Here is a 16,495-nt window from a genome sequence, read left to right on the forward strand (position 1 = left end):
CAAATGCTCGATATTCTCAAAAAATATTTCGGATATACAGAGTTCCGTCCTCAACAGAAAGAAATAATCACAAATATACTAAACAAAAAAGACACCCTGGTTCTTATGCCTACAGGTGGGGGCAAATCCTTATGCTACCAGATTCCGGCACTTATGATGGAAGGTACAGCCATAGTGGTTTCACCACTGATTTCGCTGATGAAAGACCAGGTGGAAGCATTACAGGCCAACGGTATAGCCGCACGCGCATTGAACAGCATGAACAGTGATACTGACAACACGAATGTACGTATGGAATGCCTGCAGGGAAAAGTAAAACTGCTATATATATCTCCAGAAAGACTTATATCTGAAACAAGCTATCTGCTCAGAGACATTAAGATATCTCTTTTTGCCATAGACGAAGCTCACTGCATTTCGCAATGGGGACATGATTTCCGCCATGAATACACACAGCTGGACATACTTAGAAAACAGTTCCCCAGGATTCCGATAGTGGCACTTACTGCCACAGCAGACAAAATTACACGTCAGGACATAGTAAAACAGCTGAAAATGAATGAACCGGAAGTGTTCATTTCCTCGTTCGACCGTCCTAACCTGAGTCTTGACGTAAAGAAAGGATATCAGCAGAAAGAAAAAATCAGAATAATAAAAAGATTCATAGAAAAACATGGCAACGAAAGCGGAATCATATACTGCATGAGCAGAAAGACTACCGAGAAAGTTGCCGAACTTCTTTACGACGAAGGTTTCGACACTGCAGTATATCATGCAGGACTGTCGAATTTCGAACGCGAACAGACACAGGATGATTTCATCAACGACCGTGTACAGATAGTGTGCGCCACCGTTGCTTTCGGAATGGGAATAGACAAGTCGAACGTAAGATGGGTGATACACTACAACCTGCCTAAAAGCATAGAAAGTTTCTATCAGGAAATAGGACGTGCTGGTAGAGATGGCATGAAGAGCGACACTATGTTGTTCTATTCACTTGGCGACATGATCCAACTTACCAAATTTGCCGAAGAAAGCAACCAGAAGGAAATAAACATAGAGAAACTTAACCGTATGCAGCAGTATGCCGAATCCGACATCTGCCGAAGAAGAATCCTGTTGAGTTACTTCGGAGAGACAATGGAACATGACTGCGGCAATTGCGACGTATGCCGTAATCCTCCTGAAAGATTTGACGGAACTATTATTATACAGAAAGCTCTGAGCGCAATAGCAAGAACCAACCAACAGATAGCCACAGGGACTCTTATAGAAATACTACGAGGCAACTTTACACAAGAAATTTCGGAAAAGGGATACGACAAAATAAAGACTTTCGGAGCCGGAAGGGACATTCCTTCACGCCACTGGCAGAACTATCTGCTACAAATGCTGAACATGGGATACATAGAAATAGCATACAACGAAAACAACCATCTGAAAATAACCGAACTGGGAGCCAAGGTTCTATACGGAAAACAGAATGCGGAACTGGTTGTCATTAAAGAAGATGAATTCTCCAATAAGCAATATAAAAAGAATACTATCGGTACATCGCCTGTACAGATTAAGAAAAATGCTTACGGGAATATGGAAAATGAAGACTCACTGTTCGAGACTCTGCGTCTGTTAAGACTAAAGCTGGCAGAACAGGAAGCCATTCCTCCATATATTGTAATGTCCGACAGTACGCTGCAATCGCTCTGCGACAAGAAACCCAAAACCCTGGAAGACCTTGACGACATTTCAGGATTCAGCGAATATAAAAAGAAGAAATACGGACGTGATTTTGTAAATGCGATAAAGAAATATTACAACTCATAAAGATAAAATATAGGATAAAACACCAAGTATTACCTATTTGCATTTCTTAATCTGCTCCAAGAGTGCCGAACGAGGTATCCCCAAAGAGATAGCTTTTTCGTATGCCTTAAGGGCCTTGTCCTTATCTTTCAATGACAGATAAACATCACCCAACTGCACTGTGGTTTCCGCATCATTAGGATTAAGACACAACGCTTCTTCCAGGTCAAGAACAGCAGCCTCGGGATATCCTCTTTCCAAATCAAGATTTGCTCTCATTATCAAGAGTGATGCATCACCAGTGAACTCACCGATGAGCAGATTCAATTTGTCACGTGCCCCAGTAAGGTTTCCCTCAAGTTGATCAAGCATTGCCAGACCTATTCTGGCAGCCTTGTGCGACGGTTCCTTGCCTACTATTACATTATAGTCTATGCGTGCCTCCTTATATTCACGCCTCTGCATATAAATGTATGCACGATAAAGACGTGCTTCTATATTCTCAGGTATAAGGTCTATAACGTTACAGAAATCTACATACGCTTTTGAATCCAATCCTTTGTCAAGATACAGAGTTCCACGGTTTAGAAGCATGGCTGTGGAATACGGAGTGATATTAAGAGCCATGGTATATGCTTCTATAGCCTCATCCGTACGTCCCATACGCTTAAGCACCGTACCAAGATTGGAAAAAAGAAGGGCATTACGCGCATTGTTAGGATCTATCTTCAACGCTTCACGGAAAAGCTGTTCTGCCTGTACAAGACTATCAGTCAAGGCATATTTCATCGCACGATCTACAATCTCATTGTACGATTGCGAATAAGATTGGAATAAAGTACAAAACGATATAAAAATGAGTATCAATATTTTCTTCATAATCACGAATATTCAGTAGTTTATGACGCAAAGGTAACAGATAAACAGATATATAGTGCAGCAGTTAAAATCTTTTTGTATGTTTGCACATTCATTTATAAAACTGACTGAAATCATGAAAACAGAAAAAGCTATTTTTGCCTGCGGATGTTTCTGGGGAGTACAACACCAGATGGAAAGGGCAAACGGTGTGATAAGCACCACTGTGGGATACATAGGCGGGCACAAAGAAAACCCTACATATCAGGAAGTAAAGGCTCACACTACAGGACATGCCGAAGCTGTACTTGTAGAATATGACGCCGAAAAGATTTCATACACAGACCTGTGCAAATTGTTTTTTGAAATACACGACCCCGCACAGACCGACGGGCAGGGTCCTGACATAGGTCCTCAATACAGAAGCGAGATTTTCTATCTTGACAATTCACAGTTGGAGCAGGCGCAGAATGTTATCGCTATATTACGCGACAAAGGATATGAAGTAAACACAGCTCTTACTCCGGCATCACATTTTTGGGAGGCTGAGGACTATCACCAACATTACTATGACAAAACAGGCGGCGAGCCTTATTGCCATATCAGAGTTAAAAAATTCTGACATAATTTCAACCACAAAACACCCGTCTTAAAACGAGCGTTCATTTTCATCATAACGACAGTTCATTTCACTTCGAATGAACTGTCGTTTTATTATTGATACCGGCACTACAAACCACCAATATGAATTATTTCCGTCATTAACCATGTTTAACCTTCTAATATTTGCATAATTACGATTATTTCGTAGATTTGCGAAAAGTTAGTAATTAAAATATTGATACGATATGGAAAAACTTACATTTCAGGAAGAAGAAGCTATGCGCTTTATATGGAAACTGGGTTCTTGCTATGTGAAAGACGTAGTGGGATGTTATGACGAACCGCTCCCACCCTATACCACGGTTGCATCAATAATAAACAATCTTAAAAGAAAAGGTTATCTGAAAGCCGAAAAGTTCGGAAACACCTACAGATATACTCCACTGGTGAAACAGGAAGACTACACAAAAAGTTCGGTAAGCAGTCTGGTGAAAAACTACTTTGCCAACTCATATAAGGAAATGGTTTCTTTCTTCGCCAAGGAACAGAAAATTTCGAAAGACGAACTTAACGAAATCATAAATCTGATAGAGAAAGAAGATGACAAATAAATCTCCGTCAGAAAACTGTAAAATCTTCAATACTTTAAAATACATTATTTATGATATACCTACTTCAAGTCAATTTGGGCATAATCCTGTTTTACGCACTGTACAAACTGATATGCACACGTGATACCCTCTTCACCTCAAGACGGTTGATACTGATGCTGTCACTTATTCTTCCGTTCATCATACCGCTGATTGATATACGTGAATGGATGGAGACACGTGACAGTCTGGTAATGCTGACAAATTTTGATTATTCCACCACTATTCCTGAAATAGTAGTCGGAACAGCTGGAACAGAACCGGGAAATCAGGTATTCGTAATTTCCGAATGGATAAAAAATATATACATCGCAGGTATATTGGCATTATCCGTAAGACTGATTGTTCAGGCCATTAGCCTATATATGATTATACTCCGTACACCGGAAAAAACAGTGAACGGAATACGTATAAAATGCATGAAAGACAAGTCCGGACCATTTTCATTCTTCAATTGGATTTTCCTGAATCCTGACAATGTAAAAGAAGAGGAAATAAGCGAAATTCTCACTCACGAAATGGCTCATGTACGCCAGAGACATTCCATAGATGTAATTATCTCCGAAATGGTAAATATATGTTGCTGGATAAATCCATTCGCATGGCTTATGAAACGCGAAGTGAGACTGAATCTTGAATTCCTGGCAGACAGAAAGGTTATGGATGCGGGATTCGCCACAAAAAGCTATCAATATCACCTGCTTGGACTGACATACAGTCACAAGTACGGTTTATCTAATAATTTTAATTTTTCTCACCTTAAACAACGTATCATTATGATGAACAAGAAAAAGACAAACGGTGCGGGACATATCAAATATGCCCTGTTCGCCATTCCGGCCTTTGCTCTACTCCTTGCCGGAAACATTTCATGCTCTTCGGAAGCAACAAAAACTGATGATGTAAAAGAAAATGCCGCTACAGTAAAACCAGATGTAGAGGAAGTCCCTATTGACAAACCTGTCACAAAAGGCGAAGCATTTGCCGTAGTGGAACAGATGCCTGAATTCCCGGGAGGTATGAAGGAACTTATGACATACCTTAAGGATAATATAAAATATCCTAAGGCTGCCCAGGACAAAAAAGTGCAAGGAAGAGTAATCGTTCAGTTCGTAGTTGAAAAAGACGGAACTCCTACTGAATTTAACGTTTTACGTTCTGTAGATCCGGACCTTGATGCAGAAGCGTTGAGAGTATTGGGCGAAATGCCTAAATGGAAACCTGGAATGCAGAAAGGTCAGGTTGTAAGAGTTAAATACACCGTCCCTGTAACATTCAGACTACAGTAAATCAATTTTCTGAATCCACTTTAAGATGTGATTAACGGCAGGAATCTTAAAGTGGATTCTTAATATAAGACTATCACTATTTATGAAAACACATATCTACATTTATATTTCCATATTATTCATGTTAATGTTTTCCGCCTGCGGAAAGAAAACTGACAGAGAATATCTTTCTGAAGTGCTTGAGAATATGAACAAGGTAAATTCCGTAAAATACCATTGTGTACTTAAATCTTGGGAGCCGGGAGACAATGAACCTGTTTACGATGAACAGAGGGAAATATACGAGCATGTAAATCCTGAAGATAGCGCCATAGGTTATTCATATATCATTGCATCAGACAAGGAATTCAAGCATATTCTATCTGTATATGATGGAACTGTTCAATCATATATTGAAGAAAAAGAGAAAGAAATAGTGATAGATGACTTCACACGAAAAATGCCTGTACCGTTCAGATTAATCAAACAAGAAGCTTTTTATCACATGAAAGCAATAATAGATTATGCGCTGAACACAAACGACAGCATTGTCCTCACACTGAAGGAAGAGGGAAAGGATTTTCTTATGGAACTGACGATAAATATGCCCAATCAGGTAGAATTTTTCGGTAAGGCACAATATATGCCGGAAAACCCTTACACATACGACCCTACGTCTATTTACAAAGTATGGATCTCTAAAGATAATGATATGCCATACCGCTATCGCAGGGAAATGCAACATAATATAAATGAAGAAATCTGTTCCGGTTTTGTATTCAACCCCTTGGGAATGGGAAAAATAATAGCAGAAAATTGCTATCCGGAAGGCTATGAACGGTACATAAGAGGGCAGAAAAAAGAGAAGCCCGCCATTGACATGACAGGCAAGACTGCTCCGGAATGGACTCTGACTGATATTAACGACCGGAAAATCTCGCTTAGCGACATTAAATCTAAGATTGTCCTTATACAACTCACAGGAATAGGATGCGGTCCGTGTAAAGTTTCTATCCCTTTCCTGAACAGTCTTAGGGAGAAATACGGCAATAATGAGCTTGAAATCATAGCTGTTGAGACATGGATAAAGAGAAAATCATCGAGCGAGAACTATATCAGGAAGAATGATATAAAATACAAATTCCTCACTGCCGACAAGGAAAGTATAGAAAAACTTATTTATGACTATCAGGCCGGAAGCAGTGTTCCCCAATTTTATCTGATAGGTAAAGACAAAAAGATATTGAAGAAATTCCAAGGATACGCCGAAAAGATAAGTGACAAAGAGATAGAGGACGAGATTAAGAAAAATCTATAAACCACATACATAAATATGAAATCAGGAAGACTTCTTTTTTGTTTGTCATGCACCTTTACGCTTGGAGTGCTGGCTCAAAACAAGGACAGCATAAGAATTGCCATTGATAATTACGAATACGAAAAGGTTCTTGAGCTTACTTCGTGTACCGACTCGCTTGACGAGGAATGTACGGAACTCAGACTACAGGCCTGCAAGGAACTCAACAAATGGCAAACCGCACTTCCGCTACTCCAGAAGAGGCTTGAACAAGATAGTACCTCACTAAAATCATGGGCAAAAATAGCGGAGTGCTACAGAAGGATTGGAGATGTGAGGAAAAGCTCTGAAGCATACGCTCATGCCGTTAGACTCAGCCCCGACAAATCTTTCTTCAGACAGAAACACATCAACGCCCTGATTGCTCTTGACGATCTGGAAAATGCGAGGAAAGCATGTCACGACTGGATAGACCGCGATTCCACTTCTGCCACGGCTTACCGCCTGCTGGGAGAAACATACGAAAACGAAGATCCTCTATCTGCCTTTGCCGGATATAATGCTGCATTTCGCCGTGATTCTCTTGATCCTCAGATTATATCCAGAATAGCCAATATGGTAAATAACAATGGGCAGTATTCATACGCGATGCTCATTACAGAGGAATACCGACGACATGACTCACTCAACATAGACGTGAACCGTCAAAATGCAAAAGCTTTCTGCATGATGAAAATGTACCCCAAAGCGATAGAAAGATATGAAAGTCTGAAAAGAATGGGCGACAATTCTTATCTGACACTGTTCTATCTCGGTATGTCGTACTACGGCAACTATGACTTTTATTCCGCTTACGACAATCTGAAAAAGGCTATAAGCATAATGCAACCGTCAGGACCAAACACAGGTGCCTTATATTATTTCGCCAAATCTGCTGCCCGTACTTCATGGAAAGGAGAAGGCGTAGAAGCCATGAATACAGCCATATCGCTGACCATGCCAACAGACAGTGTTATGATCCGACTCTACAAAGGTCTGGCAGAATGCTGTGAACTGAACCTTGACACCCAAGGTGAAATAGCCGCTTTATTAAAGCAATACGAATACTCCAAGGAAAATGTGTTGTTCTATACCATCGGATGCAGATATTATTACAGAAATGACTACGAGAATGCTTTAAAATATTTCAACAAATATATGGAAAATGTTCCTGAAGACAAGCGTTATAAGTATGATGAAAACGGAGAAATAGACAACGACAGAAAAACTTACTATCAAGACGCTGAAATAAAAATCAAGAATATCAAGGAACATAAATTCTTTAAAGGAAAACCACAGTAAAATTATTATATTCGACCACCGAAAATATAAAAAAAGTCCGGACAGAAAATAAAAAACACTGTCTGGACTTTTTATATTGTATATGAGTAAAGATTATGCTTTCTTGATATAATCTACAATCCACTGACCAACTTCCTTAGTACCATACTTGGCACCACCTTCTACCTGAATTTCAGGAGTACGGACATTTGCATCGAGTGAAGCATCAACGGCACGACGGATCAACGCACCTTCTTCCTTGCAGTCGAAATATTCGAACAGCATTGCCACAGACAATATCTGTGCCAACGGATTGGCGATGTTCAGCCCCTTAGCCTGTGGCCATGAACCATGAATAGGCTCGAATACCGGTGTGCTTTCGCCTGTAGAAGCAGATGGAAGAAGTCCCATAGAACCGCTGATAACAGAACCTTCGTCTGTAAGGATGTCGCCGAATGTATTTTCTGTAACCATTACATCGAAGAACTTAGGTTCCTGAATCATCTTCATTGCTGCATTGTCAACAAACATATAGTCTGTAGTAACTTCAGGATACTGCGGAGCCATTTCCTGAGCAATCTGTCTCCACAAACGTGAAGAAGCAAGAACATTCGCCTTATCAACTACAGTAAGATGTTTACGACGCTTCATAGCATATTCGAAACCTACTTTCAGGATTCTTTCGATTTCAGGACGTGTGTACATATTTGTATCGTACGCCTTGTCGTTGTCCTGATATTTTTCGCCGAAATACATACCACCTGTCAGCTCGCGTATGCAAAGGAAGTCTGCGCCGTCAACAAGTTCTGCCTTAAGAGGTGATTTATGTACCAGGCATTTGAAAGTCTGTACAGGACGGATGTTTGCAAATAATCCGAGTTTTTTGCGCATAGCCAGAAGTCCCTGTTCCGGACGTACTTTTGCAGTTGGGTCATTATCAAATTTAGGATCGCCTACTGCAGAGAATAATACTGCATCGGCATTTTTACAAACCTCGTAAGTTGCTTCCGGGAATGGGTCGCCCACTTTATCTATTGCATCTGCACCACAGATGGCATATTCGTATGAAACTTTATGGCCGAATTTTTCACAAACGGCTGTCATTACATCTACTCCCTGTACGGAGATTTCCGGTCCTATTCCGTCACCGGCTAATACTGCTATTTTAAAATCCATATCACTTTTTATTTTTTCTATTCTTGTTTATTATAAAAAATATAAACTTTTCAATGACTATATATATAGAAGTCAATATCAAAGCTATAAATACATTTACCAACAAATTACTATCCTGCCATTCAGGGCCGAGGACAAACCTTCGCAGCAATACATTTACAACCAGTATCAATACAAAGATTATAAAATAATGTTTTCTCATAATCACTGTTCTATAAGATTCAGCATCTTAATCGTTGCTTTGATTGCTGCTTCCGTCTGGTCGGCATCCAAACCGCGAGTACGGAATTCCTTATCTTCGTAATTCCAAGTTATCACAGTCTGTACAAACGCATCTGTACGTCCGCCAGGCGGAATTGTTACCGCATAATTCACGAGCATAGGGAACTTACGGTTCAGTGTTCCTTTATATATCTTGCGCAATGCACGCACAAAGGCATCGTACTGACCGTCACCGCTTGAGCTTTCCTGATATACCTTACCGTCTATCTCAATACTCAACGTAGCCATCGGTTTCAATCCCTGGGCAAGAGTGACAAAATAACTCAAAAGCTTAACCTTCTTATCCACCGTATCATGTTTAAGCACATCACTTATGATATATGGCAAATCATCCTGGGTAACGATTTCCTTGCGGTCACCAAGTTCAATGATACGGTCTGTAACCTTACGCATTGATTCTTCATCCAGTTCAAGTCCCAGACTTTCAAGATTTTTCCGGATATTTGCCTTACCTGAGTTCTTACCCAAAGCATATTCCCTCACACGACCGAAACGCTCAGGCTGAAGGTCATTGAAGTAAAGATTATTCTTGCTGTCACCGTCGGCATGAACACCTGCCACCTGAGTAAACACATTCTGACCTACTATAGGCTTGTTGGCTGGGATACTTATACCAGAATATGATTCAACGGTACGGCTTATCTCGTTCAAGCGGCTCTCGTCAATATGTGTGATAGCCTGAAAATGATCTTTCAATATCGCCTGCACACTGGCAAGAGGAGCGTTCCCTGCACGCTCGCCTAGACCATTAATTGTAGTATGAAGACCTTTCACACCGCTCAAAACTGCAGCCAATACATTGCTGACAGCCAGGTCATAGTCATTATGCGCATGAAAATCGAAATGCAAATCAGGATAACGTTTTTTCATTTTGCGCATATACTCTATCACCTGAAGAGGATTGAGTATTCCAAGTGTATCAGGCAACATAAAACGTTTGATTCCTGCATCAAGCAGTCCGTCAACAAGTCCGAAAACATATTCCGGAGAATCTTTCATACCGTTACTCCAGTCTTCCAGATAAAGATTTACCTCCATATCGCGGTCCAAAGCGTATGCCACTGTACGACGAATATCTTCAAGATGTTCTTCCAGTGTTTTCTTCAGCTGATAGCGACAGTGTTTCTCCGAGCCCTTCGAAAGAAGGTTTATCACCCTTCCGCCAGCATCATGTATCCAATCGACAGAGACAGTTCCATCCACAAAGCCAAGTACCTCTACCTTATATAGCATATTGTGGCGTGCTGCCCAATCGCATATCATCCTGACAGCATTCAGTTCTCCGTCGGACACACGTGCCGATGCCACTTCTATCCTGTCAACCTTCAGGTCTTCGAGCAGCATGCGGGCTATCATCAGTTTTTCGTGTGGAACAAACGATACTCCGCTGGTCTGTTCACCATCGCGGAGTGTTGTATCCATTATTTCTATTACAGGATGATCCATATTTATCAGTTCAATTATTATCTGTTACTTACAGCTTCTTCGTATGCTGCTATCTTGTCCCTGTTTTCTACAAGGAAGTCTATATCGTCCAAACCGTTCATCAGACAATGCTTTTTATAAGCATTTATCTCGAATTTCTCAGACTTGCCTGTAGCCTTGTTGGTGATGGTCTGTTCCGGAAGGTTTACTTCTACCTCAGTTTTAGGGTCGGCATATATAGAATCGAAAAGTTCTTTCAGGAATTCTTCGCTTACCACTACCGGAAGAACGAAATTGTTCAGTTCGTTATTCTTGTGGATATCGGCAAAGAAGCTTGACACTACCACTCTGAATCCATATCCAGCTATAGCCCATGCCGCATGCTCACGGCTTGAACCGCTTCCGAAGTTCTTTCCTGCCACCAGTACCTGTCCGCTATATTTAGGATCATTAAGAACAAAATCTTTATTCAACGATCCGTCCGGATTATATCTCCAATCGCGGAAAAGATTGTCACCGAAAAACTTTTCATCGCGTGTAGTGGCCTTGAGGAAACGTGCCGGGATTATCTGGTCTGTATCCACATTTTCCAAAGGCAAAGGGATACAAGTGCTTGTTATTATATTGAATTTCTGTTTCATTGTTATACTCAATTTTACTGATTACATAAGTGTTCTTGGATCTGTTATCACTCCTGTTACTGCTGCAGCTGCGGCTGTAAGCGGACTTGCAAGCAATGTTCTTGAGCCAGGTCCCTGACGTCCCTCAAAGTTTCTGTTGCTTGTAGAAACAGAGTATTTACCTGCAGGAATCTTGTCGTCGTTCATGGCAAGACATGCAGAGCATCCCGGCTGACGTATTTCAAATCCGGCTTCTTCAAGAACTTTGTCCAAGCCTTCTTCACGAATCTGTTCGTCCACCATCCATGAGCCCGGAACGAGCCATGCAGTAATATTATCAGCTTTCTTACGTCCTTTAACGATTGAAGCAAAGGCGCGGAAATCTTCTATACGTCCGTTTGTACATGCACCCAAGAAAACATAATCCACTTTCTTTCCTATAAGACTTTCACCCGGAGTAAATCCCATGTACTGCATAGATTTCTCGAAAGAACCTTTCTCCACTTCACTCATACCATCTGTAGTTGGAATATTCGAAGTAATTGCCATACCCATACCAGGATTAGTTCCGTATGTAATCATCGGCTGAATATCAGCTGCATCATAACGGACTTCTTTATCAAATACAGCGTCATCATCGCTTTTCAAGGTCTTCCAATAATCAAGAGCTTTATCCCACTCTTCTCCCTTAGGTGCATATTCGCGTCCTTTGATGTATTCGAAAGTCACTTCGTCCGGAGCTATCATACCGCCACGTGCTCCCATCTCGATAGACAAGTTACACAGCGTAAGACGTCCTTCCATAGTTAGGCTGCGGATAGCCTCTCCGGCATATTCTACGAAATATCCTGTTGCACCACTTGTAGTCATCTTCGACATCATATAAAGGGCAACGTCTTTTGCAGTCACTCCTTTACCAAGTTTTCCGTCGATAGTAATACGCATTGTCTTTGGGCGTGACTGAAGGATACACTGCGATGCCATAACCATTTCTACTTCGCTTGTTCCTATACCGAAAGCTACGGCTCCCATGGCACCGTGAGTAGAAGTATGCGAGTCGCCACATACTATAGTCATACCCGGAAGTGTCAATCCTCTCTCAGGACCAACCACATGAATGATACCGTTCTTCTTGTTCATCATTCCGAAATGTGTCAGACCGAAATCGGCAGCATTCTGTGCCAAGGCATCCACCTGTGCTTTTGATACCGGATCTTCTATCGGTTTGTCCTGATCGTGAGTCGGAGTGTTATGATCCGGCATACAATATATTTTCTCAGGACGGAAACACTTCAAACCGCGTGCACGCATACCGGCGAAAGCCTGCGGACTTGTCACTTCGTGGCAATAAAGACGGTCTATATATAATTGGGTAGGTCCTTCCTCAACCTTCTGCACTACGTGTGCATCCCATATTTTATCAAATAAAGTATTCATGTAAGTTTAATATTGTGAGTTTATTGTTTTTATATAAACAAAACCAATCACTATTAATTTTTAATTGTTAATTAAGTTTCATTTTCTGAACTTGTTGATACAGTCGATATAAGCCTCCACAGATGCGGCAATGATGTCTGTATTGGCTCCGAAGCCATAATACATCTGACCGTCATATTCCACCTGCATGTGTACTTTACCAACATCATCACTACCCTTGCTGATAGCCTGAATAGTAAATTCTTTCAGGGTCATCTGGCGCTTGATAATCTGCTTAACTGCTTTAATAGCAGCATCCACAGGACCATTACCGGTAGCAGCTGCCTCGAAATGCTCACCTGATATGTTAAGTCCGAGACTTGCAACAGAACGAACTCCTACACCACTTGTAACCTGCAGATATTCCAATTTGATATGATGGTTCACATTTCTATCAGCACCGGCCAATACCATTATATCATCGTCAGAGATATCTTTCTTCTTGTCGGCAAGTTTCAGGAAATCCTCATAAACCTTGTCAAGTTTCTCCTGAGTCATATCCAAGCCAAGAATATGAAGTCTGTGTTTCAATGCTGCTCGTCCGCTGCGGGCTGTCAATACAATAGCATTATCATCAATACCCACATCCTTAGGATCGATAATCTCGTAAGTCTGAACATTCTTCAATACTCCATCCTGATGTATTCCCGACGAATGTGCAAAGGCATTACGTCCTACAATGGCCTTATTAGGCTGGACAGGCATATTCATCAGGCTTGAAACCATTCGGCTTGTAGGATAGATTTTCTGTGTATTTATATTTGTATCAATATCAATGTCATTGTGGCAACGAAGAATCATGGCTACCTCTTCAAGAGATGTGTTTCCGGCTCTCTCACCTATACCATTGATAGTCACTTCAACTTGTCTGGCTCCGTTCAAAACACCGGAAATAGTATTTGCTGTAGCCATACCCAAATCATTATGACAGTGAGTTGAAATTATGGCCTTGTCTATACCATTGACATGTTCCATCAAATATTTGATTTTTGCACCATATTCTTCAGGAAGGCAGTATCCGGTAGTATCAGGAATGTTCACAACTGTAGCTCCGGCTTTGATTACAGCTTCTACCACTCTGGCCAAATACTCATTTTCAGTACGTCCGGCATCTTCGGCATAGAACTCTACATCCTCAACATATCGTTTTGCATATTTCACCGCTGCAACAGCACGTTCTATAATTTCTTCTCTTGTTGAATTGAACTTATACTTGATATGTGAATCTGATGTACCGATTCCTGTATGAATTCTTTTATGCTTTGCATATTTCAAAGCCTCTGCAGCTACATCAATATCTTTCTGAACCGCACGCGTAAGGGCACAGATAGTAGGCCATGTAACAGCCTTTGAAATCTCAATGACAGAATTGAAATCGCCCGGACTTGATACCGGAAAACCTGCTTCAATAATGTCCACTCCAAGTGCTTCCAACTGGCGGGCAACCTGAATTTTCTCTACAGTATTAAGCTGACAACCAGGAACCTGCTCACCATCTCGAAGAGTTGTGTCAAAAATAAATAATCTCTCACTCATATTCTTTGCATTTTATATAGTTATCAAAAAAAAGCCTTTCGCACAGGGAAGTGAGAAAGGCTTGATATATCTTAATATTTTTACATCAGTATGCACGCGACTCACTTCCCACCGGTGTTCCCAGTAGAATAATAATACCGCATAGCAAAATATGTAAAAACATTGTATTCATATAATATTCTTTTTTTGTTCGATGCAAAGGTATATATATTTTTGGAATAATAAAATAAAATGAAAGTTTTTCTCTACATTTAACAACAATTTAATAGTTCTACTATATTATTACTATTATTATATCAATTCTGTTAATGGTCATTCTATTCTGAGTTCATGCATGCATGCCTGAACTTCTGTTATGCTTCCCATGTGTTTTCCCATGTCATCCGACAATTTTATACATTCTCGCCAGCCTTGGTTGGCATTCATCTTACATTTTGACAATTTCATTACAATATTCGACGGCTGGTAGCCTGTGTCATTGGTAAGGTTCGTACCTATTCCGAACGAACATCTTATTTTACCCTGACAATACTTATATAATGACAAAGCTTTCTCAAAATCCAGGGCATTACTGAAAATTATTGTTTTGGTTACAGGATCTATGCCCAACTCCTTATATCTGTCAATAAGTTTATCTACAAACTCAAGTTCATCCCCGGAATCACATCTTACGCCATCAAACAGTTTTGCCTGCTTACGACTGAAGTTTGTCAGAAACGATTCGGAAGTATATGTATCAGACAATGCTGTGCCTAAATCACCATCATACACATTTACCCAATTCTCCAATGCCATATAATTGGCATGCTTGTATCCAAACTGGGCTCCGTGAAACATGAACCATTCATGTGGATGCGTTCCCATAGGACGCATATTATATTTCATGGCAAGATAACAGTTTGATGTACCGGTACAGTATTTAGAATGTTTCTTCAGATAATCTACCACCCAATCATGTACTTCGAAAGAAAATCTTCTTCGTGTTCCGAATTCAGAAAATGGCATGGAATTCGAGTTGGACAACTCCACTTTAGTGGCTAATTTTGCAAGAACCTCTTCTTTCAAAGGTTTCTGATTGAAAAACATATTCTTTATTTCAGAAACTATTGCAAGAATAGGAACTTCATAAAGAGTAACCTTATATAAATAGTCGGTAACTTCGATATGCAGATGACGTTCCTCATCAAGATAAACCTCTATTATCTCAGGATTAAAGCGGAAAGAAGACAACCACTCCCAATATACTCTTGGCATAAATCTGCAATTGACAGACATATATTCAAGTTCATCAGATGTCAGCCCTACTCTTTTCAATCTGTTGAATTCTTCTTTAAGTGCATTCAGGAATTCATCCGAATACACCGTTTCGTCACGATCCTTAAAACTGAATGTTCCTATTGCGTAAGGAAACAACTTTATATAAGCGTATGATGTAGTGAACTTATATAAGTCTGTATCTAAAATTGATTTTATTATCATAGATATAATTTTTTTGTCAATGTGGTAAATTTACAATAAATTAATCGTAATGTAAAATTTATGTGCGTTTTACTTTCACATCTTTAAAAAAATGATTTTACAGGTAAACAAAGTCTAAATTGTATAAACGCAAAAAATCCCCGAAGTATCTCTACCTCGAGGATTTCTCTTTCTAAGACGGCGACTACCTACTCTCCCACAATATGCAGTACCATCGGCGTGACGAAGCTTAACTTCTCTGTTCGGAATGGGAAGAGGTGGAACCTTCGTGCTATAGTCACCTGAATTTCTTTTTATATCAGGTCTTGCATGAAGCACAAACTGAAAAAACAATCTGTATCAAAACTAATTCTGTTTAAGGCTAAACGTATATAACATCCTTAACGTGTCACGTGACAATGAAAGTTCACGGGCAATTAGTAATGCTCGGCTTTGCTGTCTCCAGCTTTACACCTGCATCCTATCAACGTCATCGTCTATGACGACCCTCAAGAAATCTAATCTTGTGGCCGGCTTCGTACTTAGATGCTTTCAGCACTTATCCGATCCAGACTTAGATACCCGGCGATGCACCTGGCGGCACAACCGGTAAACCAGAGGTCTGTCCAACACGGTCCTCTCGTACTAGTGTCAGAGCCACGCAAATTTCATACGCCCACGATAGATAGAGACCGAACTGTCTCACGACGTTCTGAACCCAGC

The 16,495-nt window shown here is 40.5% G+C and carries 13 protein-coding genes and 2 rRNA genes; 6 read left to right on the forward strand and 9 right to left on the reverse strand.

Annotated features, from left to right (window positions below):
• Positions 1–3 precede the first annotated feature (3 nt).
• A complete protein-coding gene (recQ, locus tag OCV82_RS08265) occupies positions 4–1,824 on the forward strand; it encodes a DNA helicase RecQ (RefSeq protein ID WP_154043972.1) in 1,821 nt (606 codons plus the stop codon).
• A gap of 33 nt (positions 1,825–1,857) precedes the next feature.
• Here recQ and OCV82_RS08270 read toward each other — a convergent pair whose 3' ends face one another.
• A complete protein-coding gene (locus OCV82_RS08270) occupies positions 1,858–2,682 on the reverse strand; it encodes a tetratricopeptide repeat protein (protein ID WP_154043973.1) in 825 nt (274 codons plus the stop codon).
• Positions 2,683–2,797: 115 nt separating this feature from the next.
• On the opposite strand from OCV82_RS08270, the gene msrA reads away from it, so the two are divergent.
• The 5 genes from msrA to OCV82_RS08295 all read left to right on the forward strand — a co-directional run bounded on the left by msrA (position 2,798) and on the right by OCV82_RS08295 (position 7,820).
• Positions 2,798–3,283 carry a peptide-methionine (S)-S-oxide reductase MsrA gene (gene msrA, locus OCV82_RS08275; protein WP_154043974.1) on the forward strand — a complete coding sequence of 162 codons (486 nt, stop codon included), beginning with the start codon at positions 2,798–2,800 and terminating at the stop codon, positions 3,281–3,283.
• A gap of 226 nt (positions 3,284–3,509) precedes the next feature.
• Positions 3,510–3,875: a BlaI/MecI/CopY family transcriptional regulator gene (locus OCV82_RS08280; protein WP_154043975.1), complete on the forward strand. Its 366-nt coding sequence runs from the start codon at positions 3,510–3,512 to the stop codon at positions 3,873–3,875.
• A 50-nt stretch (positions 3,876–3,925) separates the two neighbouring features.
• Positions 3,926–5,203 (forward strand): M56 family metallopeptidase, encoded by a 1,278-nt coding sequence (locus tag OCV82_RS08285; protein ID WP_154043976.1) that lies wholly within the window; start codon positions 3,926–3,928, stop codon positions 5,201–5,203.
• Between the two features lie 82 nt (positions 5,204–5,285).
• Entirely contained in the window at positions 5,286–6,500 is a 1,215-nt protein-coding gene (locus tag OCV82_RS08290) for a TlpA family protein disulfide reductase (protein WP_154043977.1), read from the forward strand.
• 15 nt (positions 6,501–6,515) lie between these two features.
• A complete protein-coding gene (locus OCV82_RS08295; protein ID WP_154043978.1) occupies positions 6,516–7,820 on the forward strand; it encodes a tetratricopeptide repeat protein in 1,305 nt (434 codons plus the stop codon).
• 93 nt (positions 7,821–7,913) lie between these two features.
• Here the strand turns inward: OCV82_RS08295 and leuB are convergent, their stop codons facing one another.
• From leuB to OCV82_RS08335, 8 genes are all read right to left on the reverse strand, one after another.
• A complete protein-coding gene (gene leuB / locus OCV82_RS08300) occupies positions 7,914–8,975 on the reverse strand; it encodes a 3-isopropylmalate dehydrogenase (protein ID WP_154043979.1) in 1,062 nt (353 codons plus the stop codon).
• A 204-nt stretch (positions 8,976–9,179) separates the two neighbouring features.
• Positions 9,180–10,703 carry an alpha-isopropylmalate synthase regulatory domain-containing protein gene (locus OCV82_RS08305; protein WP_154043980.1) on the reverse strand — a complete coding sequence of 508 codons (1,524 nt, stop codon included), beginning with the start codon at positions 10,701–10,703 and terminating at the stop codon, positions 9,180–9,182.
• Positions 10,704–10,720: 17 nt separating this feature from the next.
• Positions 10,721–11,323, reverse strand: coding sequence for a 3-isopropylmalate dehydratase small subunit (leuD, locus tag OCV82_RS08310; RefSeq protein ID WP_154043981.1), 603 nt, complete (start codon positions 11,321–11,323; stop codon positions 10,721–10,723).
• Between the two features lie 21 nt (positions 11,324–11,344).
• Positions 11,345–12,739, reverse strand: coding sequence for a 3-isopropylmalate dehydratase large subunit (gene leuC, locus OCV82_RS08315; protein ID WP_154043982.1), 1,395 nt, complete (start codon positions 12,737–12,739; stop codon positions 11,345–11,347).
• A gap of 78 nt (positions 12,740–12,817) precedes the next feature.
• Positions 12,818–14,314 (reverse strand): 2-isopropylmalate synthase, encoded by a 1,497-nt coding sequence (locus tag OCV82_RS08320; RefSeq protein ID WP_154043983.1) that lies wholly within the window; start codon positions 14,312–14,314, stop codon positions 12,818–12,820.
• A 312-nt stretch (positions 14,315–14,626) separates the two neighbouring features.
• The gene (gene pncB / locus OCV82_RS08325; protein ID WP_154043984.1) at positions 14,627–15,793 is read right to left on the reverse strand and encodes a nicotinate phosphoribosyltransferase; all 1,167 of its coding nucleotides are present in this window, start codon (positions 15,791–15,793) and stop codon (positions 14,627–14,629) included.
• Between the two features lie 175 nt (positions 15,794–15,968).
• A 5S ribosomal RNA gene (rrf, locus tag OCV82_RS08330) occupies positions 15,969–16,078 on the reverse strand.
• A 110-nt stretch (positions 16,079–16,188) separates the two neighbouring features.
• Positions 16,189–16,495: ribosomal RNA gene (locus tag OCV82_RS08335) — 23S ribosomal RNA — on the reverse strand; the annotation flags it as partial.

Source organism: Bacteroides cellulolyticus, from assembly GCF_025567135.1.
Lineage (GTDB): Bacteria > Bacteroidota > Bacteroidia > Bacteroidales > Bacteroidaceae > Phocaeicola > Phocaeicola cellulolyticus.